The following is a 20,405-nucleotide window of genomic DNA, read 5'->3' as shown; positions in this document are numbered from 1 at the left end:
TGGGTGGGGGAGGCGGTTTCGCCGCCGGTGTAGGCGGTGGTGACGGTGGTGAAGGCTTCGGGGTGTTCTTCGGTGAGGTAGTTGAAGAGGCTTGCCGAGAGTTGGAGCATGGTGACGCCGTGGCGTTGGGCGAGTTCGGTGATGAGTGCCGGCTCGGGTTTCTGGCCGGGCTGCCGGCGGCGCGCGGCGGGGGCTGCGGTCTTCGGCACTTGGCTCTTCGTCACTCGGTTCGACGGCACATGCTTCTACGGCACACGGTTCTACGGCACATGGTTCTACGGCACATGACTCTTGGTCACTTCACGACGATCGAGGACCACGCCTGGACCCACTGCTCACGGTTGGCGGCGATCTTCGCCGGGTCCACGGTGAACGGCTTGTCCACGGTGGCACCGAACTTGGTATAGACCTCCGGCAGCTTCACGTCCTTGACGACCGGGTCGACGAACATCTGGAGCGGCATGTCCTCTTGGAAGGTCTTGCTGATCAGGAAGTCCAGCAGCGCCTTGCCGCCCGCCTGGTTCTTCGCCCCGTCCAGCAGACCGGCGAACTCGATCTGGCGGAAGCAGGTCGCGGTCGCGACGCCGGTGGGAGCCTCGGTCGGCTGCGGGTCGGCGTAGTACACCTCGACCGGCGGGCTGGAGGCGTAGCTGACGACGAGCGGGCGGTCGGCGTTCGCCTTCTTGCCGCCGGCGGAGCCCGAGAACTCCTCGTTGTAGGCCTGCTCCCAGCCGTCGACGACCTTGACGCCGTTGGCCTTCAGCTTCTTCCAGTAGTCCTGGTAGCCGTCCTCGCCGGAGTCGGCGACGGTGCCGAGGAGGAAGCCGAGGCCGGGCGAGGAGGTGGCGGCGTTCTCGGTGACCAGGAGGTTCTTGTACGCGGGCTTCAGCAGGTCCGCGAAGGACTGCGGCGGGTCCAGCTTCTTGTCGGCGAAGTACTTCTTGTCGTAGTTGACGCAGATGTCGCCGGTGTCGACCGGGGTGACCCGGTGCTCGGCGTCGAGCTGGGTGTCGGCGGCGACGGCGTCCAGACCCTTCGCCTCGTACGGGGTGAAGATGCCCTGGTCGAGGGCGCGGGAGAGCAGCGTGTTGTCGACGCCGAAGAAGACGTCGCCACGCGGGGAGCCCTTGGTGAGGATCTCCTGGTTGAGGGCCGCACCGGCGTCGCCGCTCTTGAGGACCTTGACCGTGTACCCGGTCTCCTTGGTGAACTCCTTGAGCACGTCGGGCGACGCGTTGAAGGAGTCGTGGCTGACCAGGGTGACGGTCTTGGAGCCCTTCGAGACGCCGGAGCCGGACGTGTCGTCGTCGGAGCTCCCGCAGCCGGCGAGCGCGGTGACGCCGAGTGCGGCGGCGAGCGCGGTCGCCGCGTACTTCGTCGTGGTGTGCATGTGATTCCTCCTGGAGGTGACCAGGAAGAGACGCGGCCCCGCACGCTCCGGCGGAAACCGGAAGCGGGCAGGGCGCAACAGCTTGAGTAAGGTCCGAACTTCCTACCCGGAATGACCCGGGCGAGGTTCAGAGGGTCTGCGGCCATCCGTTTCACCGGTGCCGCACTCTCAGCGCTGTGGCGCTCCCCTGTCGGAATATGAAGTTGAATGCGGGGCAAGGCTACACGGAGCCTGTGCGGGGGCTTTCCCCGGTCAGGCCGACGACAGCGGCCCGACCGGGGACAACGCCCCGCGTCATGGAATCAGCGCTCGGAGGCCGCCAGCTGCCCGCAGGCGCCGTCGATCTCCTGCCCACGGGTGTCACGCACCGTGACGGGTACACCGTGGGCCGCGATGGCGTCCACGAACGCCTTCTCGTCCTCGGGGCGGGAGGCCGTCCACTTCGAGCCGGGCGTCGGGTTGAGCGGGATCAGGTTGACGTGCACCCGCTTGCCCTTGAGCAGCCGGCCGAGCCGGTCGCCCCGCCAGGCCTGGTCGTTGATGTCGCGGATCAGGGCGTACTCGATCGAGATCCGGCGACCGGACTTCTCGGCGTACTCCCACGCGGCGTCGAGCACCTCGCGGACGTTCCAGCGGGTGTTCACCGGCACGAGGGTGTCACGGAGCTCGTCGTCCGGGGCGTGCAGCGAGACGGCGAGACGGCACTTGAAGCCCTCGTCCGCGAAGCGGAGCATGGCGGGCACCAGGCCCACGGTGGAGACGGTGATGCCGCGCTGCGAGAGGCCCAGACCGTCCGGCTCGGGGTCGGTCAGACGGCGGATGGCGCCGACGACGCGGTTGTAGTTGGCGAGCGGCTCGCCCATCCCCATGAAGACGATGTTGGAGAGGCGCGCGGGCCCGCCCGGCACCTCGCCGTCGCGCAGCGCCCGCATGCCGTCCACGATCTGGTGGACGATCTCGGCGGTGGAGAGGTTCCGGTCCAGCCCGGCCTGTCCGGTGGCGCAGAACGGGCAGTTCATCCCGCAGCCGGCCTGCGAGGAGATGCACATCGTCACGCGCTCCGGGTAGCGCATGAGGACGGACTCGACGAGCGTCCCGTCGTGCAGCTTCCAGAGCGTCTTGCGGGTGGTGTCGTCGTCGCAGCTGATGTGCCGGACCACGGACATGAGGTCCGGGAACAGCGCTTCGGCGAGCTTCTCCCGGGATCCGGCCGGGATGTTGTTCCACTGGGCCGGGTCGTGCGCGTAACGCGCGAAGTAGTGCTGCGAGAGCTGCTGCGCACGGAACGGCTTCTCGCCGGTCGCGGCGACTGCCTCCTTGCGCTCGGCGGGCGTGAGGTCGGCGAGGTGCCGCGGGGGCCTCTTGGCTCCGCGGGGCGCGACAAAGGTGAGTTCTCCGGGCTTAGGCATGGTTCTTCCAGTGTCGCAGACGCGACGGGAAGGGCCCGCCGTCCTGTGGACAGCGGGCCCTCGGCGCACAAAGGCGCAGGTGGAACGGGGTGCGCGAGAACGTTCCGGCCGACGGTACCGGCTTCGGAGCACCCTCGGCCCACCTCAGCCGGAACGTATCGCCTCAGCCGCTGCCGACGAACAGCACCAGCAGCAGCCAGACGACCGGAGCGGTCGGCAGGAGCGAGTCCAGCCGGTCCATGATCCCGCCGTGACCGGGCAGCAGCGTGCCCATGTCCTTGATGCCGAGATCCCGCTTGATCATGGATTCGCCGAGGTCGCCGAGGGTGGCGCTGGCGGCGACCGCGAGCCCCAGCAGGAGCCCCTGCCACCACGAGCCGTCGTCGATCAGGAACTGCACGCACAGCGCGCCGCCCACCATCGCGAAGGCGATGGCCCCGAACAGCCCTTCGCGGGTCTTTCCGGGGCTGATGCGCGGGGCGAGCTTGTGCTTGCCGAAGCGCCAGCCGACCGCGTACGCGCCGGTGTCGCTGATCACCGTCAGCAGCAGGAACGTGAGCACCCGCCAGGGGCCGTCGTCCGCGGCCAGCATCAGCGCGACGAACGTCGCCAGGAACGGGACGTAGAACGCGGCGAAGACACCCGCGGTGACGTCCCGCAGGTACCCCTCCGGCTTCGCGGTCATCCGCCAGACGAGCACGGCCAACGAGGTGAGCGCCATCGCGATCCAGGCGCCGTCGGCGCCCCACACGTAGCCGGCCACGACCATGGCCGCACCGCCCACCGCGAGCGGGACGAGCGGAGCCTTGATCGACTTCCGCTCGTCCAGCCGGGAGGTGAGTTCCCACAGGCCGACGACGACGGCGACGGCGACGACACCGACGAAGACGGCCTTGACGACGAACAACGAGGCGACGACGACGGCGCCGAGGCCCACGCCGACCCCTATGGCGGCCCGCAGGTCACGCCCCGCCCGCTTCTTCTGCGGAGCGGGGGGCGGGGCGGGCGAGGGCGCCTGCGGCACCTCGTCGCGGAACAGGGGGCCACTGATGTGAGTGGCGTCCCCGTTCCGGCCGTCGTGGTCGTCTGCGTCGTCTCTACCTGCGTCGGGAGTGTCCGGCACGATGGGCATGGGCCGAGTCTGCTGGGCGCCGTGCGCATCGTGGGCAGGACCCGCCGGAGCGGCCGCGATCTCGGACGTGCCCCAGTAGCCGGCACCCTGCGGGGCGCCCAGGGAAGAGTCGTTCATCAGACTTCGAGCAGCTCGGCTTCCTTGTGCTTCAGCAGCTCGTCCACCTGCGTGACGTACTTCGCGGTGGTGTCGTCGAGCTCCTTCTCCGCGCGGCGCACCTCGTCCTCGCCGGACTCCTTGTCCTTGACGAGCTTGTCGAGCGCCTCCTTCGCCTTGCGGCGGATGGAGCGGATCGAGATCTTGGAGTCCTCGGCCTTGGTCTTGGCGACCTTGATGTACTCCTTGCGGCGGTCCTGAGTGAGCTCGGGGAAGACCACGCGGATGATATTGCCGTCGTTGCTGGGGTTGACGCCCAGGTCGGAGTCGCGGATCGCCTGCTCGACGTTGCGCAGCGCGGTCTTGTCGAACGGCGTCACCACGGCCATGCGCGGCTCGGGAACCGAGAACGAGGCCAGCTGGTTGATCGGGGTCAGCGCGCCGTAGTAGTCGGCGACGATCTTGTTGAACATCGCCGGGTGCGCGCGGCCGGTCCGGATCGCGGCGAAGTCCTCTTTCGCCACGACAACGGCCTTCTCCATCTTCTCCTCGGCCTCGAGGAGGATTTCTTCGATCACCACGTGCTCCTGCGTGTCTTGAGTGGGCCCGGCATCGTCATCGCCGGGCCCTGCGGGTCCTGCGTCGCGTCCTCACCTGCACGGTGTCCGACCGGCAGGCCGTTGTCCATCCGTGGGCCGTCAGGCCCGGGTACTCTCGTCACTCACGAGGGTGCCGATCTTCTCACCGTTGACGGCACGGGCGATATTGCCCGCGGTGGTCAGTTCGAAGACCAGGATCGGGAGCTGGTTGTCGCGGCAGAGCGTGATCGCGGTGGCGTCAGCGACCTTCAGATCGCGGGCGAGCACCTCGCTGTACTCCAGCGCGTCGAACTTCACCGCGCCGGGGTTCGTCTTCGGGTCGGAGTCGTAAACCCCGTCGACCCCGTTCTTGCCCATCAGGAGCGCCTCGGCGTCGATCTCCAGGGCCCGCTGGGCGGCGGTGGTGTCGGTGGAGAAGTACGGCATGCCCATGCCGGCGCCGAAGATCACGACGCGCCCCTTCTCCAGGTGCCGCACGGCACGGAGGGGAATGTACGGCTCGGCGACCTGGCCCATGGTGATGGCGGTCTGGACGCGCGAGTCGATGCCCTCCTTCTCCAGGAAGTCCTGGAGTGCCAGGCAGTTCATCACGGTGCCGAGCATGCCCATGTAGTCGGACCGGGCCCGGTCCATGCCGCGCTGCTGGAGCTCGGCGCCGCGGAAGAAGTTGCCGCCGCCGATGACGACGGCGATCTCCGCACCGTCGCGCACCACTGCGGCGATCTCGCGGGCGATGGCGTGCACGACGTCGGGATCGACCCCGAGTCCGCCGCCACCGGCGAACGCTTCACCGGACAGCTTCAGCATGAAGCGTCCGGGCACCTTCTCGTCGCGCTTGTGGTCAACCTGTTTGGCGTCCGCGCCCTTGTCCATGGAAATTCTCCTCGTGCACATACGAAGAAGGCCATTGCCGGTGGGTCTGGTGTCCCTCAGCGGCAATGGCCTCCTCGTCAGATCTGCGGTCGCTCGGCAGGTGTGCGGCCGACGACTGCATCAGACCCTATCCCGGGTCCACCGTCATTCGCGGACGGGACTCAGATGCCGACCTTGATGCGCGTGAAGCGCTTCAGGGAGACACCGGCCTCGTCGAGAACCTTCTGAACCGACTTCTTGGCGTCCTTGGCGAAGGACTGCTCCACGACGACGACATCCTTGAAGAAGCCGTTGACGCGACCCTCGACGATCTTCGGGAGGGCGGCCTCGGGCTTGCCCTCCTCGCGCGAGGTGGCCTCGGCGACACGACGCTCGTTCTCGACCGTCTCGGCCGGGACCTCGTCGCGGCTGAGGTACTTCGGGGCGAAGGCGGCGATGTGCTGCGCGACGTCCTTGGCGACCTCGGCGTTCGGCTTGTCCAGCTCGACGAGCACGCCGACCTGCGGCGGGAGGTCGGGCATGGTGCGGTGCATGTACGCGGCCACGTATCCGCCGGTGAACTGCGCGAAGCGGTCCAGGACGATCTTCTCGCCGAGGTTGGCGTTGGCCTCGTCCACGAACGCCTGAACGGTCTTGCCGGCCTCGATCTCGGAGGCGAGCAGCGCGGCCAGGTCGGCCGGGGAGGTCGCGGCGACGTGCGCGGCGAGCGTGTTGGCGACGGCCTGGAACTTCTCGCTCTTGGCGACGAAGTCGGTCTCGCACTTCAGCTCGAGCAGAACGCCGGACGTCTTGTCGTCGGAGATGAGCGAGACGACCGCGCCGTTCTCGGCAGAACGGCCCTCGCGCTTGGCGACGCCCTTCTGACCCTTGATACGGAGCGCCTCGACGGCCTTGTCGACACTGCCGTCGGCCTCGTCGAGCGCCTTCTTGCAGTCCATCATGCCGGCGCCGGTGAGCTCGCGGAGCTTCTTGACGTCAGCGGCGGTGTAGTTCGCCATGAGTCTGGGTTTCTCTCTCGAAGTCTGAAAGATCTACGGGTCAACGGCGGGGGCGGTGCGCTTGGCACCGGCCCCCGCCGTCAGTCAGCCGTGACGGAGGTGTCAGGCCTGCTCGGTCTCGGCGGCGGCCTCGACCTCGGCGGTCTCGGCGGCGGCCTCGGCCGGCTCGGCGTCGGCGGCCTTCTCGGTCTCGGCGGAGGCCTGGACCTCGGCGTCGTCCTTCTTGTCGCCCTCGAGCAGGTCGCGCTCCCACTCGGCGAGGGGCTCGCCGGCGGCCTTCTCGCCCGGCTTCGAGTCACCGGTGGCGGCACCGGAACGGGCGATGAGGCCCTCGGCGACGGCGTCGGCGATCACGCGGGTGAGCAGGGTGACGGAGCGGATCGCGTCGTCGTTGCCCGGAATCTTGTAGTCGACCTCGTCGGGGTCGCAGTTGGTGTCGAGGATCGCGACGACCGGGATGTGGAGCTTGCGCGCCTCACCGACGGCGATGTGCTCCTTCTTGGTGTCGACGATCCAGACGGCGCTGGGCACCTTCTGCATCTCGCGGATACCACCGAGGGTCTTCTCCAGCTTGGCCTTCTCGCGGGAGAGGACCAGGAGCTCCTTCTTGGTGAGGCCGGAGGCGGCCACGTCCTCGAAGTCGATGAGCTCGAGCTCCTTCAGACGCTGAAGGCGCTTGTAGACGGTGGAGAAGTTGGTGAGCATGCCACCGAGCCAACGCTGGTTGACGTACGGCATGCCGACGCGCGTCGCCTGCTCGGCGATGGCCTCCTGGGCCTGCTTCTTCGTACCCACGAACATGATGGAGCCGCCGTGCGCGACGGTCTCCTTGACGAACTCGTAGGCGCGGTCGATGTACGACAGCGACTGGAGCAGGTCGATGATGTAGATGCCGTTGCGCTCAGTGAAGATGAAGCGCTTCATCTTCGGGTTCCAGCGACGGGTCTGGTGACCGAAGTGGACGCCGCTCTCCAGCAGCTCCCGCATCGTGACGACGGCCATGGCCATCTCCTTGAGGTACTCGGTTCCGCGACCGCAGGATTGCGCTCGCGCCTGACGCCCCACGCGCCGTGCCACGAAGGACCGAGAGGCGCGGCCACCGTCCGCTGAGAGGGAGGTGGCGGGGCGTGCGAAGTCGACCCGGTCACCCGGGTCGCCACAAGAAGTGTACGGGACCCTTCGAGTGCCGGGTGACGGCGTTGTCCACAACCGGCGAGTACTCCACAGGCAGGGCCCAAGATCCCCCGGCCGACGGCCTTCGGGGGGAGGGTTCCGGCATGCAGCGGACCCACGCGACCACATACCCGTCACGGGTACGGACACGCCCACGAGTGCGGGCGGTGGCCCGGCCCGGCCCGGTACTGCTCCCCGTACTCGCGCTCCTGGTGATCTGCCTCCCGGCTCCGGCCGGCGCTTCGGCGCCCGTGCCCCCGGATGGGGTCTCGTCCCGGTCCGGGGCCTTCGAGGCGGCGGACCGGGCGGGTGGCGGTCACAACTCCCGGAACTGGCCGCTGTCGGGCCGGCCGGTGGTCGTACGGGGGTGGGAGCCGCCCGCCGGGCCTTACGCACCCGGCCACCGGGGCGTCGACCTCGCCGCGCCCACCGGCACCCGGATCCGTGCGGTGGGAGCCGGTCGCGTGGTGTTCGCGGGCCGCGTCGCCGGGCGCGGAGTCCTCACGGTGGAGCTGGCGGAGAGCGGCGACCCGCCACTGCGCACCACGTACGAACCGGTTCGCTCCCTGGTACGCGTGGGCGACGAGGTCGGAGCGGGCGCCCCGGTCGCGGTGACGGAGCCGGGTCCTTCGCACTGCCCGACGGGTTGCCTCCACTGGGGCGTGCGGCGCGGCGACGCCTACGTCGACCCGCTCTCGCTGCTGCCGCCCGCGCTGCTGACGCGGGGCCCGTCACGGCTGCTGCCGGTGTCGGGCGTCCCGCTGCCCCAGGAGGCGCCGTAAAGAGCCGGGCCTCGACGGTCCGGCGGTCGCCGCCGCCACCCGGCGGCGGGCACCGGGCGGGATCAGCCCCGTACGCCGCGCAGGATCATGGCGACGGCGGTCTCGGCGATCACGCCCGGCTCCTCGGCCACGACCAGCTCGATCCGGCGCACCGCCGCGTCGACGGAGCCTTGGAGCAGCATGGCCGCGAGCCTCGGCTGGGTGTGCCCGAGATCGCCCAGGGCCTCGACGATCATGGTGATCAGTCCGCCGTGCGCGGCCCTGATCTTCTCGCGCGCCCCGGCGTCGAGTTCGCTGGCGGAGATGGCGACCACGGCACGGTGACGCCGGTCTCCCACCAGTTCGAGCTGCTTGCGGACGTACGCCTCGATCTTCTCCTCGGGCGTCCCGGCCAGAGCCATGGCGTTCTCGACCTCGGCCGCCCACACGGGGAAGTCCACGGCGCAGAGTTCCTCGACGACGGCGGCGCGGGAGCGGAAGTACTCGTACACCGACGACCTGGCCAGACCCGTACGTTCCGCGAGCGCGGGGAAGGTCAACGCCTCCGTCCCGCCCTCGGAAAGCAGGGAGCGCGCGGCGTCCAGGAGGGCGCCGCGCTGCATGGTCCGGTGCTCGGCCACCGAGGCCGCTCGAATCCTGGGCACGGCTCCACTGTACGGCGGAGGGGCCGCACGCGAGGTGCCCGACCTCCGCGTCCGGTGGAGAAGGACCGCTCAGCGGCCCGCGTCGGCCAGTTTCGCGCGCAGCTGGAGGACCGACTTGGTGTGGATCTGGCTCACCCGGCTCTCGGTGACCCCGAGGACGTTGCCGATCTCGGCGAGCGTCAGCCCCTCGTAGTAGTAGAGGGTGACCACGGTCTTCTCCCGGTCCGGGAGGGTGTTGATGGCGCGGGCGAGCAGCCGTCTGAGCTCACGGCCTTCGGCGACCTCCACCGGGTCGTCGGCGGCGGTGTCCTCCAGCGTGTCCATCAGGCTGAGCCGGTTGCCGCCTTCGCCGCCGACGTGCAGCAGTTCTTCCAGGGCCACCACGTTCGCCAGCGACAACTGGCTGAAAACCGCGTGCAGTTCCTCCAGGGCGATACCCATCTCGGCGGCGACCTCGGACTCCGACGGGGTGCGCCGCAACTGCGCTTCGAGCGTGGCGTAAGCGCGCTCGACGTTCCGCGCCTTCTGACGTACGGAGCGCGGAATCCAGTCCAGCGCCCGGAGTTCGTCGATCATCGCCCCCCGGATGCGGGTGATCGCGTACGTCTCGAACTTGATGGCCCGCTCGATGTCGAACTTCTCGATGGCGTCGATCAGTCCGAAGACGCCCGAAGACACGAAGTCCGCCTGCTCGACATTGGACGGGAGCCCCACGCTGACCCGGCCCGCGACGTACTTGACGAGCGGTGAGTAGTGGAGGATCAGCTGCTCCCGCAGCCGTTCGTCTCCCGTGGACTTGTAACTGCGCCACAGCTCTTCGAGGGAGGAGGGGGCGGAGGGCCGCACAGTGCCACGCGCAGCGGGTGGTACTGCCGCGCGGTCAGACCCGGAGGTGTGCTGGGGCATGTGGTGCCTTGAGCCGTTCTGCCGTGAAGTACTGGGGACTTGTGGGGAGCGGAGACCTGTGAGCGTAGCGTGACTGCGGCGTCGCGTTGCGCGTCCGGAGGAGGCGGGTGGAGCGCGCTGGTGCCGCGCGCGCTCCCGTCGCCGGGCGTACCGGACGAGCGGGGCCGACACCGTTCGCATCGGCCCCGGGAGTGGCGCCGCACCAACCACCGAGTTCACCCCGCTTACCTTTTCACCCGAATGCCCCAGGTCAAGTACCGCCTCGCCGGGTGTCGTCGTTGGGTCTCGGCCCGGACACCGGACGCCAGGTGTCGCCCTCCCGCTCGACGAACCCGAGTGAGTGCAGTTCGTACAGCCGCGCGAGCGCCTCGTCTGCCGAAGTGCCCGCGGAACGGGCGACATCGCGTACCTCCGCGGTCCCCGCGCGGGGCAGCGCGTCCAGGACCGCGGCGGCCACCGGGCCGAGCAGGTCCCTGGGGAGCACGGGCCCTCGCCGGACCGGGGCCAGGTCGCCGATCTCTCCGACCAGTTCGGCCACTTCGGCCGCGTCGGTGACCAGTACCCCTTCGCCGCGCAGCAGTTCGTGGACGCCTGCCGACAGCGAGCTGGTCGCCGGCCCTGGCACGCCCATGGTGAAGCGGCCGAGCCGCTGGGCGCCCCGGGCGGTCACCAGGGACCCGCTGCGGTATTCGGCCTCCACGACGACCGTGCCCCTGGTCAGCGCGGCGATCACCCTGTTGCGGAGGACGAACCTGCTGCGCGTCGGATGGGTGCCCGGCGGCAGCTCCCCCACCAGCAGGCCCTCCTGCGCGATCCGGCCGATCAGCTCCGCGTGGCCGCGCGGGTAGGGGACGTCCACGCCGCACGCCAGGACCGCGACCGTCGCGCCGCCGGCGGCCAGCGCACCCCGGTGCGCCGCACCGTCCACGCCGAAGGCGGCGCCGGAGACCACCACCCAGCCCCGCTCGGCCAGCCCGGCGCCCAGCGTCGCGGCCATGTGGGCGCCGTACGGGGTACAGGCCCGCGCGCCGACCACCGCCACCGAGCGCAGGGCCCAGAGCCTCAGGTCCGCGGCGCCCCTGATCCACAGCCCCACCGGGCGGGCGTCACCGAGGTCGTCCAGCTGACCGGGCCACTCCGGGTCGCCCGGGACGACGAACCGCCCGCCGGCCCCGGCCACGGCCTCCAGGTCGCCTTCGGGGTCGGCCACGGCGGCCCGCATCCGGTAACCGGCGAGCCGGGCCGGCGTCATGCCGGGCAACGTCTGGGGAGACCCGTCGTACGCGGTCAGGCGCCTCAGCACCTCGGCGGGCCCGTGCGTCCGCAGCCACCGGCCCGCCCGCTCGTCGCCCGGCTCGACGATCCTGGTGAGCGCGGCCCGCGCCAGCCGCTCGGCATCGGGCCGCCCCGGAGCCGCGGCCCCGTCCCCCGGCGCCTCACGGTCATCCGGCAGGGACTCCGGCAGGGACTCCGGCAGCGGGGACTCCTCCGGCAGCGACCCCGACGGCAGAGACCCCGACGGCAGCGACTCCGTCGGCAGAGACTCGGGCGGCAGCGACTCCGACGGCAGAGACTCGGGCGGCAAGAACTCCGGCGGCCGGGGCTCCCCCCGTGCCCCGGTCACGAGGCCCTCGCGTTCATGGGCACCCCGCGCAGGACGCCGGTACGCAACTCCAGGGCGACGGTCACGTCCGAGGCGTCCGGGCGGTCCGCGCCGCGCAGGTCCGCGACGGTCCAGGCCACCCGAAGCACCCGGTCGAGACCTCGCGCCGTCAGGGCTCCCCGCTCCATGTCCCGTTCGGCGGCGGTCAGTGCTCCGGGGGCCGCGAGCAGCCGGGTACGCAGCTCGTGGCCCGGCACCTCGCTGTTGGTGGTCCAGGGCGTGCCGGCCAGCCGCCCGGCCGCGCGGGCGCGGGCTTCGAGCACCCGGTCGGCCACGACGGCGGTCGGCTCGCCCCGGCCGCCTCCTTCCACCAGGTCCGCACGGGTGACCGGCTCCACCTCGACCCGCAGGTCCACCCGGTCCAGCAGGGGCCCGGACAACCGGGCCTGGTAGCGGCGGATCACCGAGGGCGGGCACTCGCAGCCGGCGCCGCCCAGGCTGTGCCGGCCGCAGGGGCACGGATTCGCCGCCAGCGCCATCAGGAAGCGCGCCGGCAGCCTGACCACCCCCGCCGCCCGGGCGACCACCACGTGACCGGACTCCAGGGGCTGGCGCAGGGCGTCCAGGGCTCTGACCGAGAACTCGGGAGCCTCGTCCAGAAAGAGAATTCCTCGATGAGCCAGGGAGACCGCCCCGGGTCTCGGCAGCCCGTTGCCTCCGCCGATGAGCGACTGCATGGTGGCCGAGTGGTGCGGGGCGCAGTACGGCGCCGTACTCACCAGCGGCTCGCCCGGCGGGAGGATTCCCGCGACCGAGTGCACGGCGGTCACCTCCAGGGCTTCCCGCCGCGTCAGCGCCGGCAGGATGCCCGGCAGCCGCTCGGCCAGCATCGTCTTTCCCGCGCCCGGGGGCCCGGACAGCAGCAGATGGTGCCCTCCCGCCGCGGCGATCTCCAGCGCCTTGCGCGGCCTGCTCTGCCCCGCCACGTCGCTCAGGTCCTTGGTGTACGTCCCGCCAGGGCCGCCCGCCGGGGCGAGCCCCGCGCCGAATCCGGAACCTGGCACCATCAGCCCGGCGAGCAGGGTGTCGGGCCTGCTCTGCAGCCCGGCCGGCTCGTCCGGCACCGGTTCGTCGCTCAGGATCGCGATCAGCTGGCGAAGGCTCCGTACGCCGAGGACGGAGACGCCCGGCACCAGCGCCGCCTCGCCGGCGGTCTGCTCGGGGACCACGACGTGGTGGTATCCGGCCTCGGCGGCGGCGAGGACCGCGGGCAGCACGCCGCGCACCGGGCGCACCTGTCCGTCCAGGCCCAGCTCCCCGATCATGACGACGTCGGCGATGCCGGCCGGATCGATCCGCTCGGCGGCCCCGAGCACGGCACAGGCGACAGCGAGATCGAAACCCGAACCCGATTTCGGTACGGAGGCCGGGGAGAGGCCGACGGTGAGTTTCTTCTGCGGCCACTGGGCACCGGAGTTGGCCGTTTCCCTGATGGTTGGATGTGTTCAAGCGTCAGCGGAGGCCGAAGATGAGCGAGTGGCATGTGGAGTGGGTACCGGATCACGAGAAGTGGGGGACGCTGCCGACGGAGGGTGTTCTGGGGGTGCAGGACCTGCCGGCGGCGGTGGCCCGGATCGGGCTACAGCCGGGAGATCCGGTGTTTCTGACGCCGAATTGCGTCGTGGACCGGGATTTGTTGGATTACGTTCTATCCACTGAATTCCAGGCGCTGGAAAGGGAGTCGAAAAGGAATTACGCGACGGATACCCGGCATCTTCTGTCCTTCTTGTCATCGCGCGGGGTCCCGTGGCGCGAAGCGACGAGACAGGACCTGCGCGACTACCGGAACTGGCGGTGCGATGCGCCGCAGAACCCGCAGCGGATCAGCGGGACGAAGTGGGACCGGGAGGCGGCCGCTTACACGAAGCTTTTCAAGTGGGGGAAGGTCTCCCCCCTGCCTGTGGACATCTCGCTGAAGGAGGACCGGGCCGCGGACTCGGTCGGCGCACGGGTGTCGTGGCTGACACCGCGGACTTGGGGATTGTGGGAAGGCGTCGGCCTTCGCGGGCACACCCGGGCCGGGTTGGCGGCGCCCGAGTGGGAGTCACGGACGGAGCTGCGCAACACCAGCTTCGTGCAGCTGTTGCTGAGTTCGGGTCTGCGCCGGCAGGAGGGTGGGGCCCTGCTCCTCTTCGAGGTCCCGACTCAGCGGCTGCGATACGGCCGCTACATGCACGGTCTGATCGCGGGCGCGTTGACGAGGGCGAAGAGGAGCCGGACCTACTACACATCAGTGGATGCCGTCGGCCAGGTCGAGGCATACATCGCCTCCGAGCGGGCGTGGGCCATCCAGCGCGCGCAAATGAAGGGCCGCTACGAGCGTCTGCCGATGATGCGGCTGGTCACGAGGGTGACGCGGGATTTGAAGCCGAAGGTCGAGTGGGTGGACGTGGACGGTGTTGTCGGCGGTAAGGAGCTGAGTCGGCTGGACTGGCGTGAACGGCAGTGGCTGTTCATCGAGGGGCCAGACGGGCCGGAACCGGCATGGCTCTGGCTGACCGAGCAGGGTCTGCCGATAGCCCCCGACCGCTGGAACGGCGTGTTCAGGAACGCGAACCTGCGCTGCGAAGAGGTCCTGCTCACGCAGCAGGAGCGGAAGGTCGGACGGGACTTCCGGCTGGCGGAGGTTCGTGGCAAGACTCCGTACGCTACTCCGCATTCCGCGAGGCACTCATTCGCGCTCTACATGCTGATCTTGCTGAACGAGCTGTTCGAGTCGCGCTACGGGCTCACCAAGCAGGATCGCCGAGACTTCGCATTGCTGTTCGGCGACCCGTGGTGGCTGGTGAAGACCTTGCTGGGCCATGTGGACGTGGAGACGACGAAGCGCCACTACCTCGCGCCCGTCAGTCACCTGCAGCTGGAGTCGATCCTGGCCACTGCCGACACGGACAGCAGTCACGAGACGGATGTTGAGGACATGGACGGGGTCTTCGCCCGGCTGGCCCGGGAGACCGTCGGCATCCAGGACATCGACACCATCGTGGAGCGTGCTTCGTGAGCGGCCGGGGGCACAAGGCCGTCCTGCCGCCTGCTGACCACCGTACGGATCCGCCGCTGGCCCCGGACGGTCTCGTGGTGACGGTGGTCAACAAGGCCGGATACAAGCGAGAGTTCGATTTCGCTGGGATACCGGGAACGGAGCCGATACAGCGATCCCTGGCCACCTGCTTCGCCGCCAAGTCCAGCAGCTGGAAGAGTCACAGATCCGCAGTCGGATACTGGCGCAAGGCTAAGATGTTCGCCACGTTCATCGCCGAGTTGGAGGACCCGCCAGCGGACCTTGATGAACTGACCGCGGCCATGCTCAAGCGCTGGCGCACCCGGCATATCGGCTCCAACTCCGGCAAGGGCACGCTGAATATGGTGAGGGTGCTGCTGAAGCAGGACCCGCGGCTGGCAACCGGGCCGGCGGCTGAGGAGCTTGCCCGGCGCATCCCCAAGGTGACGCCGAGCAAGCAGTCCTACGAGGAGGACGAGCGGGAGCAGGTGGTGCTCGCTGCCCAGCGGCAGTTCCGCACCGCTTTGCTACGGATCCGGGAGAACACTCTCCTGCTTGAGTCCTGGAGGGCCGGCACCCTTGCCGAGGGCAGCCGGGAATGGCGGATCGGGAAAGTCCTGGACCATCTTGCCCAGACCGCTGACGTCCCCCGCACCCTGCTACCGAGCGGGCAGACCAACGTCACGAACGCCAGGCTGCTGGGCGGCAGGGCCTCGGAGCATACCTGGAGACGGCTGTTCCTGGATCGCCGGGAACTCACCGCGTTGGCCTTGCTGATGACTGACAAGTTCGGATGGAACCTCTCCGTATACGACCGTATGCCGACCCCGACAAGCACACCGTCAGTTGGCGAGAAGACCTCGGTGACCTACCAGCTCCAGATCGAGAAGCGTCGCGCGGGCGTCGGCCGGTGGTTCTCCACGGAGAACATCACCGACTCCGGCGCCGACTCCTCCGGGAGACTGATCACCCAGGCACTGGAGGCCACTGCTCACGGACGCGCGCTGGCCGCCCGCCTCGTACCGGGCACCGACTGGCTGATGGCCGCGCGCACGCACCGGCCCGGACAGGACCACCAGTACATGGACCGACCCCGTCCGGTGGGCCCAATTGTTTTCGGGGTCGCGGACGACGAGGCAGGATTCTGGGCAACCAGCCATGGGTTGGGCGGATCTCCGTTCCAACGAGTCCGTCGGACCACCGTCGCGCGAGAGGGCCGGCCTCTGCAGCATGCGCAGAGCACTCATGAGAGTGTCTATGTGATACCCGACAAGCGCGTCCAGCGCACGTCACGGGGTGCCTTCGAGGATGGCGCTCTGGAAGCCCTGGAACAGGCCAAGTCCATCGTCTTCGGCGGGCACCTCACCGACGAGCCGGACGCGGATCACCAGGAAACAGTGGTGGCGGACTGCGAGGACGAGACGACCAGCCCCTGGCCCGCTCCGGAGGGCGGCTGCGGGGCGGACTTCCTTCTCTGCCTGGCCTGCGCCAACGCTCATGTTCATCCAGGCCACCATCCTCGCCTCGCATATCTTCACCAGCAGCTGGAGGGCCTGCGATCCGCCCTGCCAGACCGCGGCTGGCAGGAGCGGTGGAACGACCATCATCTGCGGCTGGAGGACCTCCGCGAGAAGGTCACCCCGGTTGTCTGGAACGCGTCCCTGGCCCGCGTCGGAGAGAGCGACCGCGCGATGGTCCATCTCCTGTTGAAGGGAGAACTCACCCCATGAGCCTCAGTTCCGCTGTTGAGAGCGATCCGTACACGCTGCCCGCACCGACACCGGACAGCCCAGTGGTGCTGCCACGGTGGATCAGGCCCAGCAACACACTCCCGAACTCCCGTTATGGGGACCTCATCTGGTCCTTGGGCCCGCTGATCGATAATCCCGGCACCGGCCATCGCAGCATCCACTGGAGAAAGTGCCCGGCGGTTCTGCGTGATGAGCTGATGCTGACTGCCTGGACAATGATCAACGGAGAACTCCGGCCCACCTATCTCGAGACGCGTGGGACATCGGCAAGGTCTCGCTCGGGCCCGATCGACTTGCAGACCAATTGCCAGGTGTGGATGCGGCTGGCTCGGTGGCTCAGCAAGCGCGGCATCACCAACCTCGCCGACTGCACCGAAGCGGAGTGGCGGGCCTACGCGAGCCACCGCATCGGCAGCGGCATGAGTCGCTCCACTGCCGAGACCCTGCTTGGCCGGTGGTCGGATCTGTGGGCGTTCGACCAGCTCAGGGCCCGCCCAACGGGCATCGCCCGGCCTCCGTGGGACATCGAGGGCATCGATGACTACCTTCCCCAAGCAGGCGAGGGCACAGGCGGGGAGAATTCCAAGGAACCCCTGGACCCGAAGGTGCTGGGTCCGCTGCTGGTCTGGGCGATACGAGTCGTCGACGACTTCGCCGACGACATCCTGGCGGCCTGGGCCGAGCGATGCCGCCTGGTTGAGGTGGCTGACACCAACGTCTCCTCGCCCGAAACCCGAGCCTCGCTGGAGAACTTCTTGCTGCCCATGATCCGGGCAGGTGCCCCGCTGCCCGCAGTTCCGAACGCCGGCGGGATGCGCCTCTGCCTCGACTACGTGGCGGCCGTCACCGGGGCTACCCCCGGCCAGACCTACTGGTTCAGCAAGAAGCACAGCCTGGGTGTGCTGGTCACGCAGAGCCCAGGGCCGTGCCCCCTGGAGATACCTGTCACCGGGAAGGTCAACGGAAAGCCCTGGCGAGAGAACATGGACTTCGGCGAGGCCGCCGAGCTGATGCGGACCCTGGGCACGGCAGCCATGATCATTGTGCTCTACCTGACCGGCATGCGCCCTCAGGAGGTACGGACTCTGCGTTCCGGCTGCTGTCCCGACCCTGCCCCCGAGGCCGACGTGACCTCCGGTCGGCACCTGATTCACGGTCGGCACTACAAGAACGTCACCGACGAGGACGGCAACCACGTGTCCGCCGGCGAAGAGCGAGAGGTTCCCTGGGTGGCCATCTCGCCGGTCGTCCACGCCATTCGCGTCCTGGAACGGATTGTCCCCGAGGGCGAGTTCCTCTTCAGCTCTGCACACCACGACTTCATCTTCGAGCGGGGCTACCCCGGCGTTCTGAAGCCAACCGCGTTGAACAAGCGGGTCGAGGACTTCGTGACCTGGGTAAACCGCGAGGCCGGGGATCAGGGCCTGCTAGAGCAGACCATCCCCAAGGACCCCTTTGGTTCCATCGGGCTGGCCCGGTTCCGGCGCACGCTGGCCTGGCATATCGCCCGTCGTCCCGGCGGGCTGATCGCGCTGGCCATTCAGTACGGGCACATGCGCACGGTGTTGGATGCCCGCACATCCAGCGGCTGTGGAAGCCGCACACGTCGAGGCGTCCATGGTGTTCTGGACGTCGAGACGGCTTTGGCGGCGGCCGATACGGCCGCCAGGCTCCGCGACCGGCTCGCCGCCGGTGAGAAAGTCTCCGGCCCGGCCGCCCGCCGGGCGGTGACGGCCGCTTCGCAAGCTCCTCGATTCGAGGGTCGGATCGTCACCAGCAAGTTCGCGCAGAAGGCCGCAGCATTCCTCGCCCGGGACGGTGCCGTGTTGTTCGACAACCCCGACTCGTTTCTGATCTGCGTGTTCAAGCGCGACAATGCACTTTGCAAGCCAGATCCCGATGCGACGGCGCCGAGGCAGTATGACTGCCAGCCTGGCTGCGGCAATGCAGTCCGCACCGATAGCCACGCTCGAATGCTTCAGAAACGGGCCGATGAAATAGACGAGTTGGCCGCCTACGCGCCCGACCCTGTCGGCAATCGCCTGCGGGTCAACGCTGAGCGGCTCCGCACGATTGCGGCAACCCACGACGCTACCGCCGAGGCCCTGACATGACCGATCAGCAGCAAGAGGAGCGGTCCCGCATCCGCGAGGCCATGGACCGGCTCCTCACCGGGCAGGCCACCGTCTCCAACGGGAGCCTGACCGTCGTCGCCCTCGCCGCCGAGGCCGGCGTCCACCGCATGGCACTCCTGAAGCGGCACACGGATCTGAAGAACGAGTTCTACGAACGCGTCCGCAATGAAACCCAGCAGGTCCCAGAGCCCGAGAGACGACTCCGGGAAACCGTCTCCAAACTCAAGAAGACCCTGACCAACAAGGAGGCCGAGCTCAAAGAGCTCCGCCAACTAGTGACCAACCTGACCCTCGCCAGCGCCGTGCTCACCCAGGGGATGGACGCGCCGACAGAACCGTCCTCGACCCCGGACAACGTCCTCCCGCTCCGCCCAACCCACAGCTGAGTGGTCCGCCCTGGGAAGTGCCCGGCTCGAACGAACGACTGAGCACATAAGACACCGTTTCTTATGACGTTGGTGCTCGTTGGTCTGTACATGAAGGATGTGGTCGAGCGGTTGGTGCCGGATGAGTTGTAGGTGTGGTTCCGGCGTCATCCGCTCCCACGTGGCCTATTCGATTTCCTCGCCACTCGGTTGCGGCCGGCGGATGGGCATGTTGAGTGCCCGGCCCACGGTCGGCGGGGAGCCACCGGGCCTAGCAGGTCCCAGTGCGCGGCCGAGCTGACGAGCTCCTGACGGGCTAGGGGGAAATGCTGGTGGGGCCATGGAACTTTCGTCGAGCCAGAGGGTGAGTAGTGGCCCGTAGAGAGTGTCCCTGTCTATGACGCCGCGGACGTGGCGAAAGGCGGTCTCCATGACGGGCGCCAGCCCGGAGTGTGGGCCGTTCACCTCATCGAGTCTGCGTTGCACTTCAGACCACCATGGGTGCGGCTCGGGCGGCTTGGTTGAAGGGAAACCCGGTTCGAATTGCTCTGTGGGCCCTCCTTCGCGCCAATGCTCAAAACGGTTCATACCGTCCCCTCCTCGCAATACCGCGACGGATTGCGTTCCTTGGGACAACAAGGAAAGAGTGCCCGTACCGATACCTACGACGCCATAAGCCTCGTAGCCAAAAGACCAGTTTCCGCAACTGCCGACACGCAATACGGTTCCCGCCGCAGAGCTGGACGTGATCAGTCTCGCCGCCTGCTGCTCGGTGAGTTCTCGGGCGTTGCGAGCGTCAGCTCCGTAGCGGGTGAGAACTTCCTCCGGGGTCACGCTCTCAGTGATTGTCAGGCACCACATGCCGACGCGTGGATCGTCGACCCACGCCCACGGTCCGGATGTCGAGTGCTTCATGATCAGCCTTTCGCTGTGCGATCGGTGGGGCCCTGCACACACTTAGGCCCCACCGATCCATTGCGCTATGTCACTTAGCTAACGACATCGACGTAGAACTTTTCGGTGTCGAGGATACGTGCAGTCTTGACGAGGCTGCCGTAGACACCGCCAGCGGACGAGTTGGCGCTGAGGGATACATGAGCGCGGATGCATGGCTCGGTGAAGGTGACGGGCTTGTCCTGACGTGCCTCGTAGAGCACCCACTGCCCGTTCTCAAACAGGGGCATGATGTCGGCGCATAGCGCACCGTCGGTCCCGCCTTCGAACGTTCCCGCGAAAGGAAACTCATCACATGAGTCGTTCGGGACAAGGTCGTTCCTTGTCACGAAGGGGTCGCTACTCCCCGCCTCGCATGTGCGGCGGCGGTTCGCGTCACTGAGCCCGTCGGCCCGCATCAGCGGAGCCCAGTCCCGCAAGTTCTCTTGCGCCCAGCCATAGAGCTCGTAACACGATCATGGTCGGGTCTTCTTGAGGCGTCGGTAGCAGATGAGGCTGCAGGCGAGGGAGACGAAGGCGTCGTGGAGTTCGGAG

18 protein-coding genes and 1 pseudogene are annotated in these 20,405 nt (G+C 68.6%); 5 read left to right on the top strand and 14 right to left on the bottom strand.

Annotation, left to right across the window (positions count from 1 at the left end; all coding sequences use genetic code 11):
• The 8 genes from ACWD3D_RS17190 to rpsB all read right to left on the bottom strand — a co-directional run.
• Positions 1-209: hypothetical protein (locus tag ACWD3D_RS17190; RefSeq protein WP_451461672.1), on the bottom strand; the 209-nt coding region annotated here is incomplete at its 3' end.
• A gap of 86 nt (positions 210-295) precedes the next feature.
• Entirely contained in the window at positions 296-1,390 is a 1,095-nt protein-coding gene (locus ACWD3D_RS17185) for a thiamine ABC transporter substrate-binding protein (RefSeq protein WP_451461671.1), read from the bottom strand.
• A gap of 302 nt (positions 1,391-1,692) precedes the next feature.
• Positions 1,693-2,799, bottom strand: a complete 1,107-nt coding sequence (gene rlmN / locus ACWD3D_RS17180; RefSeq protein ID WP_328719139.1) for a 23S rRNA (adenine(2503)-C(2))-methyltransferase RlmN — start codon at positions 2,797-2,799, stop codon at positions 1,693-1,695.
• Between the two features lie 163 nt (positions 2,800-2,962).
• Positions 2,963-4,048: a phosphatidate cytidylyltransferase gene (locus tag ACWD3D_RS17175; RefSeq protein ID WP_451461670.1), complete on the bottom strand. Its 1,086-nt coding sequence runs from the start codon at positions 4,046-4,048 to the stop codon at positions 2,963-2,965.
• On the bottom strand, positions 4,048-4,605 hold the full coding sequence (gene frr, locus ACWD3D_RS17170) for a ribosome recycling factor (protein ID WP_275495954.1): 558 nt from the start codon (positions 4,603-4,605) through the stop codon (positions 4,048-4,050). Before frr ends, ACWD3D_RS17175 begins: the two co-directional genes overlap by 1 nt.
• A gap of 120 nt (positions 4,606-4,725) precedes the next feature.
• Positions 4,726-5,499 (bottom strand): UMP kinase, encoded by a 774-nt coding sequence (gene pyrH / locus ACWD3D_RS17165; RefSeq protein WP_451461669.1) that lies wholly within the window; start codon positions 5,497-5,499, stop codon positions 4,726-4,728.
• 161 nt (positions 5,500-5,660) lie between these two features.
• Positions 5,661-6,497: a translation elongation factor Ts gene (gene tsf, locus ACWD3D_RS17160; protein ID WP_387368963.1), complete on the bottom strand. Its 837-nt coding sequence runs from the start codon at positions 6,495-6,497 to the stop codon at positions 5,661-5,663.
• A 102-nt stretch (positions 6,498-6,599) separates the two neighbouring features.
• The gene (rpsB, locus tag ACWD3D_RS17155) at positions 6,600-7,499 is read right to left on the bottom strand and encodes a 30S ribosomal protein S2 (protein ID WP_266709663.1); all 900 of its coding nucleotides are present in this window, start codon (positions 7,497-7,499) and stop codon (positions 6,600-6,602) included.
• A 275-nt stretch (positions 7,500-7,774) separates the two neighbouring features.
• Between rpsB and ACWD3D_RS17150 the strand changes: the two genes are divergently transcribed.
• A complete protein-coding gene (locus ACWD3D_RS17150) occupies positions 7,775-8,452 on the top strand; it encodes a M23 family metallopeptidase (protein WP_451461668.1) in 678 nt (225 codons plus the stop codon).
• Positions 8,453-8,514: 62 nt separating this feature from the next.
• Here the strand turns inward: ACWD3D_RS17150 and ACWD3D_RS17145 are convergent, their stop codons facing one another.
• The 4 genes and pseudogenes from ACWD3D_RS17145 to ACWD3D_RS17130 all read right to left on the bottom strand — a co-directional run.
• On the bottom strand, positions 8,515-9,072 hold the full coding sequence (locus ACWD3D_RS17145) for a TetR/AcrR family transcriptional regulator (RefSeq protein ID WP_451461675.1): 558 nt from the start codon (positions 9,070-9,072) through the stop codon (positions 8,515-8,517).
• A gap of 93 nt (positions 9,073-9,165) precedes the next feature.
• Positions 9,166-10,002, bottom strand: a complete 837-nt coding sequence (gene whiG / locus ACWD3D_RS17140; RefSeq protein ID WP_266709661.1) for an RNA polymerase sigma factor WhiG — start codon at positions 10,000-10,002, stop codon at positions 9,166-9,168.
• A 250-nt stretch (positions 10,003-10,252) separates the two neighbouring features.
• The gene (gene dprA, locus ACWD3D_RS17135) at positions 10,253-11,455 is read right to left on the bottom strand and encodes a DNA-processing protein DprA (protein ID WP_451461674.1); all 1,203 of its coding nucleotides are present in this window, start codon (positions 11,453-11,455) and stop codon (positions 10,253-10,255) included.
• Between the two features lie 167 nt (positions 11,456-11,622).
• Positions 11,623-13,083: pseudogene (locus ACWD3D_RS17130) on the bottom strand (YifB family Mg chelatase-like AAA ATPase); the annotation flags it as partial.
• A 50-nt stretch (positions 13,084-13,133) separates the two neighbouring features.
• Between ACWD3D_RS17130 and ACWD3D_RS17125 the strand changes: the two are divergent.
• The 4 genes from ACWD3D_RS17125 (at position 13,134) to ACWD3D_RS17110 (ending at position 18,938) form a co-directional block, all read left to right on the top strand.
• Positions 13,134-14,666 carry an integrase gene (locus tag ACWD3D_RS17125; protein ID WP_451461667.1) on the top strand — a complete coding sequence of 511 codons (1,533 nt, stop codon included), beginning with the start codon at positions 13,134-13,136 and terminating at the stop codon, positions 14,664-14,666.
• A gap of 77 nt (positions 14,667-14,743) precedes the next feature.
• Positions 14,744-16,396 (top strand): hypothetical protein, encoded by a 1,653-nt coding sequence (locus ACWD3D_RS17120; RefSeq protein ID WP_451461666.1) that lies wholly within the window; start codon positions 14,744-14,746, stop codon positions 16,394-16,396.
• A complete protein-coding gene (locus tag ACWD3D_RS17115; RefSeq protein WP_451461665.1) occupies positions 16,393-18,531 on the top strand; it encodes an integrase in 2,139 nt (712 codons plus the stop codon). Before ACWD3D_RS17120 ends, ACWD3D_RS17115 begins: the two co-directional genes overlap by 4 nt.
• A complete protein-coding gene (locus ACWD3D_RS17110) occupies positions 18,528-18,938 on the top strand; it encodes a hypothetical protein (RefSeq protein WP_451461664.1) in 411 nt (136 codons plus the stop codon). Before ACWD3D_RS17115 ends, ACWD3D_RS17110 begins: the two co-directional genes overlap by 4 nt.
• A 165-nt stretch (positions 18,939-19,103) precedes the next feature.
• Here the strand turns inward: ACWD3D_RS17110 and ACWD3D_RS17105 are convergent, their stop codons facing one another.
• Positions 19,104-19,778 (bottom strand): DUF6461 domain-containing protein, encoded by a 675-nt coding sequence (locus ACWD3D_RS17105; protein ID WP_451461673.1) that lies wholly within the window; start codon positions 19,776-19,778, stop codon positions 19,104-19,106.
• A 128-nt stretch (positions 19,779-19,906) separates the two neighbouring features.
• Positions 19,907-20,269, bottom strand: a complete 363-nt coding sequence (locus ACWD3D_RS17100; RefSeq protein ID WP_451461663.1) for a NucA/NucB deoxyribonuclease domain-containing protein — start codon at positions 20,267-20,269, stop codon at positions 19,907-19,909.
• Positions 20,270-20,405 lie beyond the last annotated feature (136 nt).

This window comes from Streptomyces sp. NPDC002690, from assembly GCF_053592415.1.
The sequence above is the reverse complement of the archived record's forward strand: the minus strand, read 5'-3'. Positions and strand labels throughout refer to the sequence as shown.